This is a genomic window from Escherichia sp. WS568 (assembly GCF_046486085.1).
In the GTDB taxonomy this organism is placed as follows: Bacteria; Pseudomonadota; Gammaproteobacteria; order Enterobacterales; family Enterobacteriaceae; genus Escherichia; species Escherichia coli.
On the sequence record NZ_JBJQMC010000003.1, the window covers coordinates 222196 to 240941 of the forward strand.

At 54.0% G+C, this 18746-nt stretch carries 15 protein-coding genes; 7 read left to right on the forward strand and 8 right to left on the reverse strand.

What is annotated here, in order from left to right:
- The first annotated feature begins 4 nt into the window (after positions 1-4).
- The 6 genes from ACJHWR_RS05255 to yjcO all read left to right on the forward strand — a co-directional run bounded on the left by ACJHWR_RS05255 (position 5) and on the right by yjcO (position 7972).
- Positions 5-280 (forward strand): YtcA family lipoprotein, encoded by a 276-nt coding sequence (locus ACJHWR_RS05255; protein ID WP_001305715.1) that lies wholly within the window; start codon positions 5-7, stop codon positions 278-280.
- An 18-nt stretch (positions 281-298) separates the two neighbouring features.
- Positions 299-1330, forward strand: coding sequence for a multidrug efflux transporter periplasmic adaptor subunit MdtN (mdtN, locus tag ACJHWR_RS05260; protein ID WP_410226675.1), 1032 nt, complete (start codon positions 299-301; stop codon positions 1328-1330).
- Entirely contained in the window at positions 1330-3381 is a 2052-nt protein-coding gene (mdtO, locus tag ACJHWR_RS05265) for a multidrug efflux transporter permease subunit MdtO (protein WP_001275230.1), read from the forward strand. The genes mdtN and mdtO overlap by 1 nt, the downstream gene beginning before the upstream one ends.
- Positions 3378-4844, forward strand: coding sequence for a multidrug efflux transporter outer membrane subunit MdtP (gene mdtP / locus ACJHWR_RS05270; protein WP_000610579.1), 1467 nt, complete (start codon positions 3378-3380; stop codon positions 4842-4844). The genes mdtO and mdtP overlap by 4 nt, the downstream gene beginning before the upstream one ends.
- 197 nt (positions 4845-5041) lie before the next feature.
- Positions 5042-7189, forward strand: coding sequence for a formate dehydrogenase subunit alpha (fdhF, locus tag ACJHWR_RS05275; RefSeq protein ID WP_001300547.1), 2148 nt, complete (start codon positions 5042-5044; stop codon positions 7187-7189).
- A gap of 93 nt (positions 7190-7282) precedes the next feature.
- The gene (gene yjcO / locus ACJHWR_RS05280) at positions 7283-7972 is read left to right on the forward strand and encodes a Sel1 family TPR-like repeat protein YjcO (RefSeq protein ID WP_000719886.1); all 690 of its coding nucleotides are present in this window, start codon (positions 7283-7285) and stop codon (positions 7970-7972) included.
- A gap of 191 nt (positions 7973-8163) precedes the next feature.
- On the opposite strand, the gene gltP is transcribed toward yjcO, so the two are convergent.
- From gltP to nrfA, 8 genes are all read right to left on the reverse strand, one after another.
- Entirely contained in the window at positions 8164-9477 is a 1314-nt protein-coding gene (gltP, locus tag ACJHWR_RS05285) for a glutamate/aspartate:proton symporter GltP (protein ID WP_000789589.1), read from the reverse strand.
- A gap of 341 nt (positions 9478-9818) precedes the next feature.
- Positions 9819-10415 (reverse strand): heme lyase NrfEFG subunit NrfG, encoded by a 597-nt coding sequence (gene nrfG, locus ACJHWR_RS05290; RefSeq protein ID WP_000812977.1) that lies wholly within the window; start codon positions 10413-10415, stop codon positions 9819-9821.
- Positions 10412-10795, reverse strand: a complete 384-nt coding sequence (gene nrfF / locus ACJHWR_RS05295) for a heme lyase NrfEFG subunit NrfF (RefSeq protein ID WP_001032547.1) — start codon at positions 10793-10795, stop codon at positions 10412-10414. Before nrfF ends, nrfG begins: the two co-directional genes overlap by 4 nt.
- Positions 10788-12506 carry a heme lyase CcmF/NrfE family subunit gene (locus tag ACJHWR_RS05300; protein WP_071788093.1) on the reverse strand — a complete coding sequence of 573 codons (1719 nt, stop codon included), beginning with the start codon at positions 12504-12506 and terminating at the stop codon, positions 10788-10790. Before ACJHWR_RS05300 ends, nrfF begins: the two co-directional genes overlap by 8 nt.
- 19 nt (positions 12507-12525) lie before the next feature.
- Entirely contained in the window at positions 12526-13482 is a 957-nt protein-coding gene (nrfD, locus tag ACJHWR_RS05305) for a cytochrome c nitrite reductase subunit NrfD (RefSeq protein WP_000195167.1), read from the reverse strand.
- Entirely contained in the window at positions 13479-14150 is a 672-nt protein-coding gene (gene nrfC / locus ACJHWR_RS05310; RefSeq protein WP_000220295.1) for a cytochrome c nitrite reductase Fe-S protein, read from the reverse strand. Before nrfC ends, nrfD begins: the two co-directional genes overlap by 4 nt.
- Complete coding sequence (gene nrfB, locus ACJHWR_RS05315; protein WP_001296647.1) at positions 14147-14713, reverse strand: cytochrome c nitrite reductase pentaheme subunit; 567 nt, start codon at positions 14711-14713, stop codon at positions 14147-14149. The genes nrfC and nrfB overlap by 4 nt, the downstream gene beginning before the upstream one ends.
- Positions 14714-14758: 45 nt before the next feature.
- On the reverse strand, positions 14759-16195 hold the full coding sequence (gene nrfA / locus ACJHWR_RS05320; RefSeq protein ID WP_000196875.1) for an ammonia-forming nitrite reductase cytochrome c552 subunit: 1437 nt from the start codon (positions 16193-16195) through the stop codon (positions 14759-14761).
- A 392-nt stretch (positions 16196-16587) separates the two neighbouring features.
- Here nrfA and acs point away from each other — a divergent pair, with 392 nt between their 5' ends.
- On the forward strand, positions 16588-18546 hold the full coding sequence (gene acs / locus ACJHWR_RS05325; protein WP_000078207.1) for an acetate--CoA ligase: 1959 nt from the start codon (positions 16588-16590) through the stop codon (positions 18544-18546).
- Positions 18547-18746 lie beyond the last annotated feature (200 nt).

Here is an 18746-nt window from a genome sequence, read left to right on the forward strand (position 1 = left end):
TAATATGCCAACAGTTCTCTCTCGCATGGCGATGCAACTCAAAAAAACAGCCTGGATAATTCCCGTCTTCATGGTTTCGGGATGCTCATTATCTCCGGCAATCCCGGTGATCGGCGCTTATTATCCCAGCTGGTTTTTCTGCGCCATTGCCAGCCTTATTTTGACGCTCATCACGAGGCGAATTATTCAGAGGGCAAATATCAATCTGGCATTTGTCGGAATTATTTATACCGCCCTTTTTGCTCTCTACGCCATGCTGTTCTGGCTGGCATTTTTCTAATCTATTTGAGACGCGCTCATGGAAAGTACGCCGAAAAAAGCTCCTCGCAGTAAATTCCCTGCTCTGTTAGTGGTTGCGTTGGCGCTGGTTGCCCTTGTTTTCGTTATCTGGCGCGTAGACAGTGCGCCATCAACTAATGACGCCTACGCGTCAGCAGATACCATTGATGTGGTGCCGGAAGTCAGCGGTCGCATTGTAGAACTGGCGGTCACCGACAACCAGGCGGTGAAACAGGGCGATTTGCTGTTCCGCATCGACCCGCGCCCGTACGAAGCCAATCAGGCGAAAGCCGAAGCCTCCCTCGCGGCGCTGGATAAGCAAATTATGCTCACCCAACGTAGCGTTGACGCGCAACAGTTTGGTGCCGACTCGGTTAATGCCACGGTAGAAAAAGCCCGTGCCGCCGCGAAACAGGCCACAGATACATTACGCCGCACCGAGCCATTACTGAAAGAAGGTTTTGTCTCAGCGGAAGACGTTGACCGTGCAAGAACTGCGCAGCGCGCCGCAGAAGCCGATCTTAATGCCGTATTGTTGCAGGCGCAGTCAGCCGCCAGTGCCGTCAGCGGCGTCGATGCGCTGGTCGCCCAACGTGCGGCGGTCGAAGCGGATATTGCCCTGACCAAACTGCATCTGGAAATGGCGACCGTTCGCGCGCCGTTTGATGGCCGGGTCATTTCCCTCAAAACCTCCGTCGGACAATTTGCTTCTGCCATGCGCCCTATTTTTACCCTAATCGACACTCGTCACTGGTACGTGATCGCCAACTTCCGCGAAACCGATCTGAAAAATATTCGCTCAGGTACACCCGCAACGATTCGCCTGATGAGCGACAGCGGCAAAACCTTCGAGGGTAAAGTGGATTCGATTGGCTACGGCGTGCTACCGGATGACGGCGGCCTGGTGCTGGGCGGCCTGCCGAAAGTGTCTCGTTCTATTAACTGGGTCCGCGTTGCCCAGCGTTTTCCGGTCAAAATCATGGTTGAAAAACCTGACCCGGAAATGTTCCGCATCGGCGCTTCGGCAGTCGCTAATCTTGAGCCACAATAATGAGCGCGCTCAACTCCCTGCCATTACCGGTGGTCAGGCTGCTGGCGTTCTTTCATGAAGAGTTAAGCGAGCGGCGGCCAGGTCGTGTGCCGCAGACCGTGCAACTCTGGGTAGGCTGCCTGCTGGTGATTCTGATCTCGATGACCTTCGAGATCCCCTTTGTGGCGTTATCGCTGGCGGTGCTGTTTTACGGTATTCAGTCCAACGCGTTTTACACCAAATTTGTCGCGATCTTGTTTGTGGTTGCCACGGTGCTGGAGATCGGCAGCCTGTTTTTGATCTACAAATGGTCATACGGCGAACCGTTGATCCGATTGATCATCGCAGGGCCGATCCTGATGGGATGTATGTTTTTGATGCGCACCCATCGGCTGGGACTGGTCTTTTTCGCTGTCGCCATTGTCGCCATTTACGGGCAAACCTTCCCCGCCATGCTCGACTATCCGGAAGTGGTCGTGCGCTTAACGCTGTGGTGTATCGTTGTTGGCCTCTATCCAACCTTGCTGATGACGTTAATCGGCGTGCTGTGGTTTCCCAGCCGCGCTATCACGCAGATGCATCAGGCGCTTAATGATCGGCTTGATGATGCCATTAGCCACCTGACGAACAGCCTCACACCGCTACCCGAAACGCGGATTGAAAGAGAGGCGCTGGCGCTGCAAAAACTCAATGTCTTTTGCCTCGCGGACGATGCCGACTGGCGTACTCAGAGCGCATGGTGGCAAAGCTGTGTGGCAACGGTAACCTACATTTACTCGACGCTGAATCGCTACGATCCCACCTCTTTTGCTGATTCTCAGGCAATTATTGAATTCCGGCAAAAATTAGCCTCAGAAATCAACAAGCTGCAGCATGCCATTGCCGAAGGTCAGTGCTGGCAAAGCGACTGGCGGATCACTGAAAGTCAAGCGATGGCGGCACGGGAATGTAACCTGGAGAATATCTGCCAGACATTGTTGCAACTGGGTCAGATGGACCCGAATACGCCGCCAACGCCCGCCACCAAACCGCCATCAATGGTCGCCGACGCTTTTACCAATCCAGACTATATGCGCTACGCGGTAAAAACGCTGCTCGCCTGTTTGATCTGTTACACCTTCTACAGCGGCGTGGACTGGGAAGGCATTCACACCTGTATGCTGACCTGCGTGATCGTCGCTAATCCAAATGTCGGTTCGTCGTACCAGAAGATGGTGCTGCGTTTTGGCGGGGCCTTTTGCGGTGCGATTCTGGCGCTGTTATTCACGCTACTGGTCATGCCCTGGCTGGACAATATTGTCGAATTGCTGTTTGTGCTGGCACCGATTTTCCTGTTGGGCGCATGGATTGCCACCAGCTCTGAACGCTCTTCTTATATCGGCACACAGATGGTGGTCACCTTCGCGCTCGCCACGCTCGAAAATGTTTTTGGCCCGGTGTACGACCTGGTGGAAATTCGCGATCGCGCCCTGGGTATCATCATTGGTACCGTGGTGTCCGCGGTGATTTACACCTTTGTCTGGCCTGAAAGTGAAGCGCGCACCCTGCCGCAAAAACTGGCTGGCGCGCTGGGTATGTTAAGTAAAGTAATGCGGATCCCACGCCAGCAGGAAGTCACGGCTCTGCGCACTTATCTGCAAATTCGCATAGGTCTGCATGCGGCGTTTAATGCCTGTGAAGAGATGTGCCAACGCGTGGCGCTGGAGCGTCAACTGGACAGCGAAGAACGCGCCTTACTGATTGAACGTTCGCAAACGGTTATTCGTCAGGGTCGCGATATTCTTCACGCCTGGGATGCAACCTGGAACTCGGCGCAGGCGCTGGATAACGCACTACAGCCGGACAGAGCTGGTCAGTTTGCCGACGCCCTGGAGAAATACGCTGCCGGTCTGGCAACCGCACTCAGTCGTTCTCCTCAAATAACGCTTGAAGAAACACCCGCCTCGCAGGCCATCCTGCCGACCTTATTAAAACAGGAGCAACACGTCTGCCAGCTTTTCGCCCGCTTGCCAGACTGGACAGCCCCGGCATTAACGCCCGCCACGGAACAGGCACAAGGAGCCACGCAATGATCAATCGTCAACTTTCACGCCTGCTGTTGTGCAGCATTCTCGGCAGCACGACGCTGATTTCCGGCTGTGCCCTGGTACGTAAGGATTCTGCGCCTCATCAACAGCTCAAACCGGAACAAATCAAACTGGCCGATGATATTCATCTTGCCAGCTCCGGCTGGCCGCAGGCGCAGTGGTGGAAACAACTCAATGACCCGCAGTTGGATGCTTTGATCCAACGGACGCTAAGTGGTTCACACACCCTCGCCGAAGCGAAACTGCGGGAAGAAAAAGCGCAATCGCAGGCCGATTTGTTAGATGCCGGTTCACAGTTGCAGGTGGCAGCGTTAGGGATGCTTAACCGCCAACGCGTCTCGGCGAACGGCTTTTTAAGCCCTTATGCGATGGATGCGCCCGCACTGGGGATGGACGGGCCGTACTATACGGAAGCCACAGTAGGTTTGTTTGCCGGACTGGATCTCGATTTGTGGGGTGTGCATCGCTCAGCGGTTGCCGCCGCCATTGGCGCGCATAATGCAGCGCTGGCAGAAACCGCAGCAGTAGAGCTATCGCTGACCACGGGCGTAGCGCAGCTTTATTACAGTATGCAGGCCAGCTATCAGATGCTCGATCTGTTAGAACAAACACGCGATGTGATTGATTACGCGGTGAAAGCGCACCAAAGTAAAGTGGCGCACGGTCTGGAAGCGCAAGTGCCTTTCCACGGCGCGCGGGCGCAAATTCTGGCCGTCGATAAACAAATTGCCGCCGTCAAAGGGCAAATCACTGAAACGCGGGAATCTCTGCGCGCATTGATTGGCGCGGGCGCCAGCGATATGCCGGAGATCAAACCGGTGGCATTACCGCGAGTCCAGACCGGCATTCCGGCAACACTCTCTTATGAGTTGCTCGCCAGACGCCCGGATCTGCAAGCCATGCGCTGGTATGTTCAGGCGTCATTAGATCAGGTGGATTCCGCGCGGGCGCTGTTCTATCCGAGCTTTGATATCAAAGCGTTTTTCGGCCTGGATTCTATCCACCTGGATACCTTATTCAAAAAAACCAGTCGCCAGTTCAACTTTATCCCAGGTCTGAAATTGCCGCTGTTTGACGGTGGACGGTTGAATGCCAATCTCGAAGGCACGCGCGCCGCCAGCAACATGATGATTGAACGTTACAACCAGTCAGTACTGAACGCGGTGCGCGACGTTGCCGTCAACGGCACGCGTCTGCAAACGCTTAACGACGAGCGAGAGATGCAGGCTGAACGCGTGGAAGCAACGCGCTTCACCCAGCGCGCTGCCGAGGCCGCCTATCAACGCGGCTTAACCAGCCGCTTACAGGCCACCGAAGCCCGGTTGCCAGTGCTTGCCGAGGAGATGTCATTACTGATGCTGGACAGCCGCCGGGTGATCCAAAGCATTCAGTTGATGAAATCGCTGGGCGGCGGGTATCAGGCGGCTCCCGTCGTCGAGAAAAAATAAAATGTCTACCGCGTGATGGCTGTCACGCGGTATTTCGTTTCGTCACGTCAAAACTGACGACAGCCTGTTTTTCGTCAGAGTTTTGAATAAATAGTGCCCGTAATATCAGGGAATGACCCCAAATAAAATGTGGCATAAAAGATGCATACTGTAGTCGAGAGCGCGTATGCGTGATTTGATTAACTGGAGCGAGACCGATGAAAAAAGTCGTCACGGTTTGCCCCTATTGCGCATCAGGTTGCAAAATCAACCTGGTCGTCGATAACGGCAAAATCGTCCGGGCGGAGGCAGCGCAGGGGAAAACCAACCAGGGTACCCTGTGTCTGAAGGGTTATTATGGCTGGGACTTCATTAACGATACCCAGATCCTGACCCCGCGCCTGAAAACCCCCATGATCCGTCGCCAGCGTGGCGGCAAACTCGAACCTGTTTCCTGGGATGAGGCACTGAATTACGTTGCCGAGCGCCTGAGCGCCATCAAAGAGAAGTACGGTCCGGATGCCATCCAGACGACCGGCTCCTCGCGTGGTACGGGTAACGAAACCAACTATGTAATGCAAAAATTTGCGCGCGCCGTTATTGGTACCAATAACGTTGACTGCTGCGCTCGTGTCTGACACGGCCCATCGGTTGCAGGTCTGCACCAATCGGTCGGTAATGGCGCAATGAGCAATGCTATTAACGAAATTGATAATACCGATTTAGTGTTCGTTTTCGGGTATAACCCGGCGGATTCCCACCCAATCGTGGCGAACCACGTAATTAACGCTAAACGTAACGGGGCGAAAATTATCGTCTGCGATCCGCGCAAAATTGAAACTGCGCGCATTGCTGACATGCACATTGCATTGAAAAACGGCTCGAACATCGCGCTGTTGAATGCGATGGGCCATGTCATTATTGAAGAAAATCTGTACGACAAAGCGTTCGTCGCTTCCCGTACAGAAGGCTTTGAAGAGTATCGTAAAATCGTTGAAGGCTACACGCCGGAGTCGGTTGAAGATATCACCGGCGTCAGCGCCAGTGAGATTCGTCAGGCGGCACGGATGTATGCCCAGGCGAAAAGCGCCGCCATCCTGTGGGGCATGGGTGTAACCCAGTTCTACCAGGGCGTGGAAACCGTGCGTTCTCTGACCAGCCTCGCGATGCTGACCGGTAACCTCGGTAAGCCACATGCGGGTGTAAACCCGGTTCGTGGTCAGAACAACGTACAGGGTGCCTGCGATATGGGCGCGCTGCCGGATACGTATCCGGGATACCAGTACGTGAAAGATCCGGCTAACCGCGAGAAATTCGCCAAAGCCTGGGGCGTGGAAAGCCTGCCTGCTCATACCGGTTATCGCATCAGCGAGCTGCCGCACCGCGCAGCGCATGGTGAAGTGCGTGCCGCGTACATTATGGGCGAAGATCCGCTACAAACTGACGCGGAGCTGTCGGCAGTACGTAAAGCCTTTGAAGATCTGGAACTGGTCATCGTTCAGGACATCTTTATGACCAAAACCGCGTCGGCGGCGGATGTCATTTTACCGTCAACGTCATGGGGCGAGCATGAAGGCGTGTTTACTGCGGCTGACCGTGGCTTCCAGCGTTTCTTTAAAGCAGTTGAACCGAAATGGGATTTGAAAACGGACTGGCAAATCATCAGTGAAATCGCCACCCGTATGGGTTATCCGATGCACTACAACAACACCCAGGAGATCTGGGATGAGTTGCGTCATCTGTGCCCGGATTTCTACGGTGCGACTTACGAGAAAATGGGCGAACTGGGCTTCATTCAGTGGCCTTGTCGCGATACTTCAGATGCCGATCAGGGGACTTCTTATCTGTTTAAAGAGAAGTTTGATACTCCGAACGGTCTGGCGCAGTTCTTCACCTGCGACTGGGTAGCGCCAATCGACAAACTCACCGACGAGTATCCGATGGTACTGTCAACGGTGCGTGAAGTCGGTCACTACTCTTGCCGTTCGATGACCGGTAACTGTGCGGCACTGGCGGCGCTGGCTGATGAACCTGGCTACGCACAAATCAATACCGAAGACGCCAAACGTCTGGGGATTGAAGATGAGGCATTGGTTTGGGTGCACTCGCGTAAAGGCAAAATTATCACCCGTGCGCAGGTCAGCGATCGTCCGAACAAAGGGGCGATTTACATGACCTACCAGTGGTGGATTGGTGCCTGTAACGAGCTGGTTACCGAAAACTTAAGCCCGATTACGAAAACGCCGGAATACAAATACTGCGCCGTGCGCGTCGAGCCGATCGCCGATCAGCGCGCCGCCGAGCAGTATGTGATTGACGAGTACAACAAGTTGAAAACTCGCCTGCGCGAAGCGGCACTGGCGTAATACAGTCCTTTCTACAGCCTCCTTTCGGAGGCTGTTTTTTTATCCATTCGAACTCTTTATACTGGTTACTCCCTACCCAATCGTATTATCAAAATGAAAAAAATTATCGCATTGATGTTGTTTTTGACATTCTTTGCCCACGCGAACGACTCCGAGCCTGGCAGCCAGTATTTAAAGGCAGCAGAGGCTGGGGACCGACGCGCACAATATTTTCTTGCCGACAGCTGGTTTAGCTCCGGCGATTTGAGCAAAGCCGAATATTGGGCACAGAAAGCCGCCGACAGCGGTGATGCTGATGCCTGCGCGCTGTTAGCGCAGATCAAAATCACCAATCCGGTCAGTCTGGACTATCCACAAGCAAAAGTTCTTGCAGAGAAAGCGGCGCAAGCGGGCAGTAAAGAAGGTGAAGTAACGCTGGCGCATATTCTGGTAAATACGCAAGCGGGTAAACCGGATTATCCAAAGGCGATTTCGCTGTTAGAAAACGCCTCGGAAGATCTGGAGAACGACTCTGCCGTCGATGCCCAAATGCTGCTTGGTTTGATTTACGCCAACGGCGTGGGCATTAAGGCCGACGATGACAAGGCAACCTGGTATTTCAAACGCAGCTCTGCGATTTCCCGAACCGGTTATTCCGAGTACTGGGCGGGAATGATGTTCTTAAACGGTGAAGAAGGTTTTATCGAGAAGAACAAACAGAAGGCGCTGCACTGGTTGAATCTGAGCTGTATGGAAGGGTTTGATACCGGGTGTGAAGAGTTTGAAAAATTAACTAACGGTTAATGTAGGCCTGATAAGACGCGTTAATCGTCGCATCAGGCGTTGATGTCGGATGCGGCGTAAACGCCTTATCCGACCTACAAAATCACGCTAAATCAGGCTATTGCGCTGTCTGACGTAGGCCTGATAAGACGCGGCAAGCGTCGCATCAGGCATCCACACATTGCCGGGTGGATATCCCCGGCAATCTTCAATTATTGATCCGCAGTTTTATCAAATTTGCCCAGCACTTCGCGCTCATAAGCCAGCGCTTTCTTACGGTCAAATTTGTGTTCCCACTTGGCAATCACCAGCACCGCCAGCGCATTACCCACCACGTTCAGCGCAGTACGCGCCATATCGAGGATACGGTCAACACCGGCAATAAATGCCAGACCTTCCAGCGGAATACCTACGCTACCCAGCGTTGCCAGCAGCACCACAAACGACACGCCCGGCACGCCAGCAATCCCTTTCGAGGTCACCATCAGCGTCAGCACCAGAATGATTTCCTGCCAGATGGACAGGTCAATGCCATACAACTGCGCGATGAAAATAGCGGCAATACTTTGATACAGCGTCGAACCATCAAGGTTAAAAGAGTAACCGGTCGGCACCACGAAACTGGTGATCGACGCCGGTGCACCGTAGGCTTCCATCTTCTCAATAATTCGCGGCAGCACGCTTTCAGAACTGGCAGTGGAGTACGCCAGAATCAGCTCATCTTTCAGAATACGAATCAGGATCCAGACGCTTAACCCGCACAGGCGCGCCACAATTCCCAGCACTACCAGCGCGAAGAACAGAATGGCGAAATGCACCAGCAGCACCAGTTTCGCCAGTGGCCACAGAGAAGAGAAACCAAAGTTAGCCACCGTCACCGCAATCAGCGCAAACACACCCACCGGTGCATAACGCATCACCATGTGAGTCACTTTAAACATGGTTTCAGAGATGGAGCGGAACACGGTCACCAGCGGTTCACGATGCGTCGCGGGCAGGGATGAAAGCCCCAGACCAAACAGCACCGAGAAGAAGATGATCGGCAGCATTTCGCCTTTCGCCATCGACGCCACAATGTTCGTCGGCACCAGCGACAAAATCGTGCCCATAATGCCGTGGGAACTGCTTTGTACCGCTTCCGTAGTGCTCTGATATTTCGAGATATCGACGGTCGCCAGCTGCGACATATCCACCCCGGCACCGGGCTGGAAGACGTTCGCCAGAGTAATCCCCAAAATGATGGCGACGGTGGTGATCACCTCGAAGTAAATAATGGTTTTCGCGCCAATACGCCCGAGCTGTTTGGCATCACCAACACCCGCGATACCCACCACCAGCGTGGAGATCACAATCGGCACAACAATCATTTTGATCAGATGGATGAAGATATCACCCGCCGGAGAGAGCAAATTGACGACCAGCCAGTCGCGACTGTCGCTATGGTAGTGCAGGTAGCTTCCCAGGAGAATGCCCAGCACCATAGCAAACAGAATCTGCCAGGCCAGGCTGAATTTTATATTTTTCATCAGAATAACTTCCTCAATGGAGCGCCGTTCCCCGTTCAGAAACGCGAGAACGTGACATACTGCCAGGGCATGAATTGTGTTGCGTTGGTTTGTAGATTTTTTTAACGCTTATGATCAGTATCATTTGCGCGGTATGTTGCGCAACCCTTTAACAACAGAGCTTTTCGCTGCATTAATGCATAATAACGCGAGTTTATGGCAGGATTAATGAATAACCATTTGTTATAGAAAGATTTTTATTTGTTTAATTTGCAATAATACTGATTAGTGATTATTTTGGGCATATGTTCATTCGATTATTTTTTATGCAGCTCAATAACATAATCTTCATCACCAGATGATTAATCTGATCTCCGCTGCAACAGTTTCGCCAAATTAATCGACTCGACCAGCTGTGTCCGGTTGATCCGGGGTGAGTTGAGATCCATCACTTTTTGCCATAGTTCGATGGCTTGCGCGTAATTCGCCTGCATAAACGCATCGGAAGCCAGCAGCATCAGAGCGGTGATTTCGTTAGAGTCCAGCGCGAGGGCTTTGTCGATCATTGCGCGAGTCTGGGCGGTCATATGCTGGCTGGCCTGGTAATAAAGCACCGTCGCCAGCGCCGCATACAGTTCAGCGTTCTCACCACGTAGTTGCAACGCCTGACGGTACGCCAGCAGCGAATTGCTGTAATCGTTTTGCCACAGATAATACTCGCCCAGTAACGCCCATTGTTCGCTGTTTTGTGGATTAGCGCGGATTTTATCCTGCAATGCCTGAAGCTGCGCTTCCGGGGTTTGCTGGCTGGCAAACTGATGTAGCGGATCGCGCTGACGTTGATACTCCGCACGTACCGCCTGCCATTTTGGGCTTAACAGATAACTGCCGATACAGAGAAATACCATCAAAATCGTGAGTGTTGTCAGCATTTTCACCGGTATTTGAGGCTGTTTCATCGCTTCGCCCTCACTCGCCAGAGGATCAGTGCCATCAGCAGTAACAACACCACTGGCAGAGCCCACAATACCAGCGTCTGACCCGTTAACGGTGGGTTATAGCGAACAAAATCTCCGTAGCGTTCGGTCATCCAGCCAATGATTTCGACTTCACTTTTCCCCTCTTCCACCATGCTGTAAACCTGATGGCGCATACTGACCGCCACCGGCGCATTGGATTCCAGTAAGTTCTGATTCTGACACTGCGGACAACGTAACTGGCTGGCAATATTTAACGCCTGTTGCTGTTGTTGCGGATTGGCGAATTGCCAGGTGTCTACGACCTGAGCACGCGCAAAACAGGTAAATAACAGCAGTAGCGTGAGAAGTCCTTTATTCATCGCGCTTCCTCCCCCGCCATCCGCTTAACAATGCGCCCGCAATCATCAACAATCCTCCCCCCCAGATCCAGCGCACACCGCTTTGTACATACAAACGAAAAGCGTAACGATCCGGCCCAGTTTTCTCCCCCATGACCGCATACCAGTCATGGATGCCGTTCCAGCGAATTGACGGTTCCATCATTTGCTGACGGCGTGCTTCATAAAAACGCCGCTCCGGCGTCAGTTCACCAATACGTTGCTGATGGTCAAACAGTGCCACTATCGCTTTTTCGCTGGTGTAATTGCCTCTGGCTTGCAGATCGAGACGCTCAAAACGGAAGGCGTATCCTGCCAGCGTCACCTGCTGACCCGGCTGTAAATTCAGGCTGATCTCCTGACGGCTGACGCTGGAGACCACGATCCCTGCGGCAAATAACAGCACGCCCGCATGCGCCAGCAGCGCCGGAAGCTGCACGCGTTTGCCAGAGACAAACGTCGCCAGCACAATCACCACCAGCATCAACAGACCAAACGGTAACGTCGCACGGTTAAAATACGGCGCGCCAACGGAGAGGCGTCCCCAGCCCAGCAGGCCGTAAATCATCGGATAAAGCGTTCCCACCAGCACGATCAGTAGCACTGCGCAAAACAGCAACAGCGTAGCGAGGATTAACATTTCCCGCGATAACCCCGAAAAACGCACCGCCGGGCCACCGTCCCGCGCTCGCCAGCCATACAGAGTCAGAGACGCAAGGCTAATCAGTGCAAACAGGCTGAACAACGGCACGGCGCGAACGTTATCCAGCGCGAACGCATGAACCGAAACCAGAATGCCAGAACGGACAATTAAGGTGCCCAGCAGCGACAGCATCAGAGTAACTATCGCCAGTAACAGCGACCAGTGGCGGAAAATCCCCCGCTGGCGTGTCAGGGACAAACTGTGCAGCAGCGCAGTGGCAGAAAGCCAGGGTAATAAAGAGGCGTTTTCCACCGGATCCCAGAACCACCAGCCGCCCCAGCCCAGTTCGCAATAGGCCCACCAGGAACCGAGGATGATCCCCGCCGTTAATGCCCCCCAGCCTGGTAGTGCCCAGCGCCAGCAAATTCGGGCGCAGGTACCATCAAACTCGCCGCGCAGTAAACTCGCCAGCGCCACGCTCGCCGCCACCATCAAACCGCCGTAGCCGAGATAAAGCAGCGGTGGATGAAAGATAAGACCGGGATGTTGCAGCATCGGATTGAGATCGCGGCCTTCGATTGCTGGCGGAAATATCCGCACGAAGGGATCGGACCACAGCACTACAAACAGTAGCAGTGCGGCGAGCATGAGAGATAAAACGGCTAGCGTCAGCGGAAATAGCGGATCGGTTTGCTGCCGATAATGCCAGGCAAACAGCGCGCTCCAGGCGGAAAGCAGCAGCACCCAAAGCAGCAGCGAACCTTCATGACCGCCCCACACCGCCGCCAGTTTGAGTTCCCACGACAGCAGGCTGTAGCTATGTTGGGCGACATAAATGACCGAGAAATCGCTGATGAGAAAACAATACGTCAGTACGCCAAAGGCGAGCAGCAGGAGCGCGAACTGCGCCAGAATGCCGATGCAAGTGAGTCGCATCATGGCAGGCCAGCGCAACCGCACTCCCGCAAAGGCCGTCAACGGGGTCAACACGTTGACCCCGAGACTTAACAACAACGCCAGAAAACCGACTTCAGGAAGGAATACGTCCAGAAACCACCTCTGTTCTGGCTTACGCCACCGTTAACTGCCCGGCGTAGAGAATGAAAAAGCGCAGCATCAACACGCCGACCAGGCTGGCCCCACACGCCGCCAGCACGGCAGGAATGCCGGAACTACGATTCACCCACGGTTTGAGCAACATTGGCACAATCAACCCCAGCCCGGCGACACCAAGCCAGAACCACCACGTCCAGAAACCGCCGCCCAATGCCGCCACCAGCGCACGCACTTTACCGTCATCGCCCAGCGCCAGACCGACAAAAAACGCCACCAGCAGGAAGATTTCGCCCCATACCACAGGGATCTCCATACGGTGTACAAAGTGCGCTTCCGTGGAATGCGGGTTACTGCGTTGGCGTATCGCCATGGCGATCAGCGCCACCGCCGCACCGGACGAGATGCCGGAGAAGAGGAACAGCACCGGCAGGATCGGGTTATTGAGGAACGGATACGATTTCAGCGCCGATAGCAGAAAGCCGGTATAAGCCCCCAGCAGCACCGCCAGCACCAGCATCAATGTTTCCAGTCCGCGATGAACGGGCGTCAGCAGGCTCAGAACCTTTTGCACGATCCCCAGCTTCGGCAACCAGCGTTGTTGCAGGGCAAGCAAATCATGTTCAAAGATTTTCGCCAGCCACAGCACCAGCACCACCATGTAAAGCTGAAACAGCATCACCCCCATCGACATCACCGAGGTAAAACTGTAGTGGAACATCAGCTTCCAGAAGGTCCACGGTCTTGTCAGGTGGAAGACGAGGATCAACAGACCGAGGATCACCGCGCCAGGTCCGACAATCAGCGTGGTGCGCAGCAACGTACTGTCTGCACCGCCCGCCTGCGGGTAGAAGCGACGTAACAGCACGGCCAGCGTCACCAGACCGGCAGAAATACCAATCAAAAACAGGTAGATGGCAATCGGCCAGTCCCACACCAGTGATTCAAAATGAAATGCGGAAGTCTGCGTCATTGGCTCACCTCCCCGTATTTAAACGGTACGCGGTACAGCTTCGGTTTGGTTCCCAGCGCCAGCTTGTAGCGGTAAGTAGGCTTCTGGTGCAGCAGTTGCGAAATCTCACTGTTAGGATCGTCCAGATTGCCAAACGTCAGCGCCTTCGTCGGGCAAGCCTCAACGCACGCGGGCAGCTTACCGGCCTGCAAATTGGTCTTACGGCAGAAATCGCATTTGTCCGCTGTCTTCGTGACCGGATGGATAAAGCGCACGCGGTACGGACAGGCGGCGATGCAGTACTGACAACCGACGCAGAGATCCGGATTTACATCGACAATCCCGCTGGCGGCATCGCGAAAAGACGCACCGGTCGGGCAGACGTCAACGCACGGCGCACGATCGCAGTGCTGGCAAGACTTACGGAAGAAGCGATATTTCACATCAGGAAATTCGCCCTGCGGCTCGCTACGAATAATCGTCAGGCGCGAGACGCCTTCCGGCACCTTGTTCACTTTCCGACAAGCATCCATACAGGCGGTACAGCCGATGCATAACGACTCGTCATGCACCATGCCGTAACGCACACCATTGATATTCAACGTTTTCGCCACCACGCGCCCTGCGGTGCCGCTGACGGCGGCCAGCACACCGACGCCGGTGAGAAACTGGCGACGTGACCAGGTCATGGCTGCTCCTTAAGCAACGGAACAGACGCTGGGTTAAAGTTCGGATTGGTGCGCTGATCGCTGTGGCAATCGACGCAAATCTTAATCCGTCCTTTGTCACTTAACGTCTGCATCGTATCTTGCTGTGGATGCAGGGAATGGCAACTGGCGCACGCCACTTTGGTTACGTGGACATCGTGCGGCCAGAACGCTTTTTGCAACTGTTCCGGCAGATGGCAGGACATACAGACGCTGTTCTGCTCTCCAACCTTGTACATCGGCTCGTTAAAGCGCATCACATCTTTCACCCCTTCGCGGTGTTGCGGTGATGGCTGGCCGTGACAGTTGGTGCAGGTGACCGGCAGTTTGTTATTCGGGTTGATAACGGAAGCATGTTTGCCATGCATACCTTCGGTATCTGGTTTATGACAGTCCAGACAGGCGGCATCCGGGTTACGCTGCTGGGTAACTTCATAGCGATCACCAGATGCCTGCGCCGCAGGGGTAGCGGTAATTCCGTTCAGGCTCCACAACAGGCCCGACGCCAGCACCCCGGCAGTTAATAACGAACGTAATACGCTCATATTCACTCCATTGTGTTTTCCGCCCCTTGCGAGGCGGAACGGGGGTTATTGGCTTAACAGACCGTTTTTACGTGCCTGCTCTTCCCACTGCGGGATCACCGTTTTGATAAAGTCCTGCTTCTCGGCCTTGATTTGTTCCATGTTCAGGCCAATGGCCTGCTGGGCTTTCTCTTTGGTCGAGATATCCGGGATCTGGATTTCATGGGTGATGCCTTTGGTCGCCAGCAGTCGCGCCAGTTTAGTGCGCGCATCCGCCGCTTTATCCATCGCCGTACCGAGCATCCTCAGACCTTCTTCCGGTGCGTGCATATGAATGCCGTGGGAAGCGATCGCCAGATCCCAACGCCACTGGGCATGACGGATATCGTCCTGAATAGGCTTCATTTCGGCTTCCGTCGCGCCTGCATCCAGCGCCGCTTTCGCTTCGAAGTGAGCGTGAACCAGTTGATCTTCAACCTTGATTTTCAGGTCGTTAATCGACTGCTTACGTTCCGCGACCACTTTTTGCAAGGCAGCTTTGTCCTGGGTATGGCAGTTCGCACAAGTCTGGGCGAAGTTATCAAACGGATTACCAATTTTATGGTCGGTGTAGAGTTTGCCTTCGGCGTTCTGCACTTTTGGCATATGGCAGTCGATACAGGTCACGTTGTTTTTACCGTGAATGCCCGCTGTCCAGGTTTCATATTCCGGGTGCTGCGCTTTCAGCATTGGCGTTTTCGACAGGGAGTTAGTCCAGTCAGAGAAGGCAATTTTGTCGTAATACTGCTCCATATTTTCGACTTTCATGCCGTCATCCCACGGGAATTTAACCGCTTTGTTTTTGCCGTCGAAGTAATACTCCACATGGCACTGACCGCAAACCATCGATTGCTGGTCGAAACGTCCGGCTTTCTCAAAAGGTTTACCAATGGCTTCCATCGCGCGAGCCGCATACGGACGGGAAAGGGTTAACTCCGGTTTGCCTTTGGCGAACTCTGGTGAGGCGGTGTTATGGCAATCGGCACAACCTAAGTTGTTGACGATTTCCGGGCCGCCGCGCGCCCATTTTCCGTGGAAGTAGCCATCTTCGCCGTCTTTCTGGATCAGACGCGCCACATCCGGGCTTTTACAACTCCAGCATGCCATCGGTAGCGGACCATCTTCAGCGTTTTTCGGCGCACCGGTACGCAGGGTTTCACGCACATCGGTCACAGCAAAGGCATGTCCACGCGGCTTGTTGTAATCGCGCGAGAAGGGATACCCCGCCCACAGGATCACCAGCCGTGGATCTTCCGCCAGGGCGTCAACACGCTCTGACTGTTCCGAGGTGGCTTTCCAGGAGAGATATTGATCGGGATGTTGCGGGGCAAAGGTTTCATTCTTCGCTTCCACAGTTACAGGTTTTGCGGGAGCTGCCGTTTGTTCAGCGTGAACAGAAGTGAAAAAGAAAAAAGGAATCAATAAGCTGAAGATACGGCGTGCGTTTATTTTTATCCTTGTCATAGGGGCTTCATCCGAATTGCGCCATTGTTGCAATGGCGGTTTTTATTGTTTTTCACGACAGTAACCGCACCTACACTGTCATGACATTGCTCGCCCCTATGTGTAACAAATAACCACACTGTGAATGTTGTCTTTAATCAATTGTAAGTGCATGTAAAATACCACTTTAGAGTTAGTCAGTATCTTCCTCTTTTTCAACAGCATGCATAACTGCATGTTCCTCAAAGAATTAATCAACTTTTGTTGCTGACCTTCAAAAATTACCCTGCCGTTTATTTGCACAATTCTACTTTTGCGTGATCTGTCGCCCAAATACTAAACAAAACTGCCAATACCCCTACATTTAACGCTTATGCCACATATTATTAACATCCTACAAGGAGAACAAAAGCATGAGTCAAATTCACAAACACACCATTCCTGCCAACATCGCAGACCGTTGCCTGATAAACCCTCAGCAGTACGAGGCGATGTATCAACAATCTATTAACGCACCAGATACCTTCTGGGGCGAACAGGGAAAAATTCTCGACTGGATCAAACCTTACCAGAAGGTGAAAAACACCTCCTTTGCCCCCGGTAATGTGTCCATTAAATGGTACGAGGACGGCACGCTGAATCTGGCGGCAAACTGCCTTGACCGCCATCTGCAAGAAAACGGCGATCGTACCGCCATCATCTGGGAAGGCGACGACGCCAGCCAGAGCAAACATATCAGCTATAAAGAGCTGCACCGCGACGTCTGCCGCTTCGCCAATACCCTGCTCGAGCTGGGCATTAAAAAAGGTGATGTGGTGGCGATTTATATGCCGATGGTGCCGGAAGCCGCGGTCGCGATGCTGGCCTGCGCCCGCATTGGCGCGGTGCATTCGGTAATTTTCGGCGGCTTCTCGCCGGAAGCCGTTGCCGGGCGCATTATCGATTCTAACTCACGGTTGGTGATCACTTCCGACGAAGGCGTGCGCGCCGGGCGTAGTATTCCGCTGAAGAAAAACGTTGATGACGCGCTGAAAAACCCGAACGTCACCAGCGTAGAGCATGTGGTGGTACTGAAGCGTACTGGCGGAAAAATTGACTGGCAGGAAGGGCGCGACCTGTGGTGGCACGACCTGGTTGAGCAAGCGAGCGATCAGCACCAGGCGGAAGAGATGAACGCCGAAGATCCGCTGTTTATTCTCTATACCTCCGGTTCTACCGGTAAGCCGAAAGGCGTACTGCACACTACCGGCGGTTATCTGGTGTACGCGGCGCTGACCTTTAAATATGTCTTTGATTATCATCCGGGCGATATCTACTGGTGCACCGCCGATGTGGGTTGGGTTACCGGACACAGTTATTTGCTGTACGGCCCGTTGGCCTGCGGCGCGACCACGCTGATGTTTGAAGGCGTACCGAACTGGCCGACGCCTGCCCGTATGGCGCAGGTGGTGGACAAGCATCAGGTCAATATTCTCTATACCGCGCCCACGGCGATTCGCGCGCTGATGGCGGAAGGCGATAAAGCGATTGAAGGCACCGATCGATCGTCGCTGCGCATTCTCGGTTCCGTGGGCGAGCCAATCAACCCGGAAGCGTGGGAGTGGTACTGGAAGAAGATCGGCAACGAGAAATGCCCAGTGGTCGATACCTGGTGGCAGACCGAAACTGGCGGTTTCATGATCACCCCACTGCCTGGCGCTACCGAGCTGAAAGCCGGTTCGGCAACACGTCCGTTCTTCGGCGTACAACCGGCGCTGGTCGATAACGAAGGTCATCCGCTGGAGGGGGCCGCCGAAGGCAGTCTGGTGATCACCGACTCCTGGCCTGGTCAGGCGCGTACATTGTTTGGCGATCACGAACGCTTTGAACAGACCTACTTCTCCACCTTCAAAAATATGTATTTCAGCGGCGACGGCGCGCGTCGTGATGAAGATGGCTATTACTGGATCACCGGGCGCGTGGACGACGTGCTGAACGTCTCGGGTCACCGTCTGGGAACAGCGGAGATTGAGTCGGCGCTGGTGGCGCATCCGAAGATTGCCGAAGCCGCTGTCGTCGGTATTCCGCACAATATTAAAGGTCAGGCGATCTACGCCTACGTCACGCTTAATCACGGGGAGGAACCGTCACCAGAACTGTACGCAGAAGTCCGCAACTGGGTGCGTAAAGAGATTGGCCCGCTGGCGACGCCAGACGTGCTGCACTGGACCGACTCCCTGCCTAAAACCCGCTCCGGCAAAATTATGCGCCGTATTCTGCGCAAAATTGCGGCGGGCGATACCAGCAACCTGGGCGATACCTCGACGCTTGCCGATCCTGGCGTAGTCGAGAAGCTGCTTGAAGAGAAGCAGGCTATCGCGATGCCATCGTAACCCACAATTGCCGGATGCGATCCGGGCAACAAGTCGGAAACGATTTGTAGGCCTGATAAGACGCGACAGCGTCGCATCAGGCATTGATTGCCGGATGCGGCATATAACGCCTTATCCAGCCTACATTCGGCGAGGGTTACCTGGGCGTTAACCCGCTCCCATAAGGGCGCGGGAATTAAAACAATCCCTACATTACCTCT

Bases quoted from the DNA above. Each gene is read 5' to 3' on its own strand.
- acs (WP_000078207.1), top strand. From the start codon at position 16,588: ATGAGTCAAATTCACAAACACACCATTCCTGCCAACATCGCAGACCGT.
- nrfF (WP_001032547.1), bottom strand. From the start codon at position 10,795: ATGAATAAAGGACTTCTCACGCTACTGCTGTTATTTACCTGTTTTGCG.
- nrfA (WP_000196875.1), bottom strand. From the start codon at position 16,195: ATGACAAGGATAAAAATAAACGCACGCCGTATCTTCAGCTTATTGATT.
- mdtP (WP_000610579.1), top strand. From the start codon at position 3,378: ATGATCAATCGTCAACTTTCACGCCTGCTGTTGTGCAGCATTCTCGGC.
- nrfG (WP_000812977.1), bottom strand. From the start codon at position 10,415: ATGAAACAGCCTCAAATACCGGTGAAAATGCTGACAACACTCACGATT.
- nrfC (WP_000220295.1), bottom strand. From the start codon at position 14,150: ATGACCTGGTCACGTCGCCAGTTTCTCACCGGCGTCGGTGTGCTGGCC.
- nrfB (WP_001296647.1), bottom strand. From the start codon at position 14,713: ATGAGCGTATTACGTTCGTTATTAACTGCCGGGGTGCTGGCGTCGGGC.
- gltP (WP_000789589.1), bottom strand. From the start codon at position 9,477: ATGAAAAATATAAAATTCAGCCTGGCCTGGCAGATTCTGTTTGCTATG.
- mdtN (WP_410226675.1), top strand. From the start codon at position 299: ATGGAAAGTACGCCGAAAAAAGCTCCTCGCAGTAAATTCCCTGCTCTG.
- mdtO (WP_001275230.1), top strand. From the start codon at position 1,330: ATGAGCGCGCTCAACTCCCTGCCATTACCGGTGGTCAGGCTGCTGGCG.
- yjcO (WP_000719886.1), top strand. From the start codon at position 7,283: ATGAAAAAAATTATCGCATTGATGTTGTTTTTGACATTCTTTGCCCAC.
- nrfD (WP_000195167.1), bottom strand. From the start codon at position 13,482: ATGACGCAGACTTCCGCATTTCATTTTGAATCACTGGTGTGGGACTGG.
- ACJHWR_RS05255 (WP_001305715.1), top strand. From the start codon at position 5: ATGCCAACAGTTCTCTCTCGCATGGCGATGCAACTCAAAAAAACAGCC.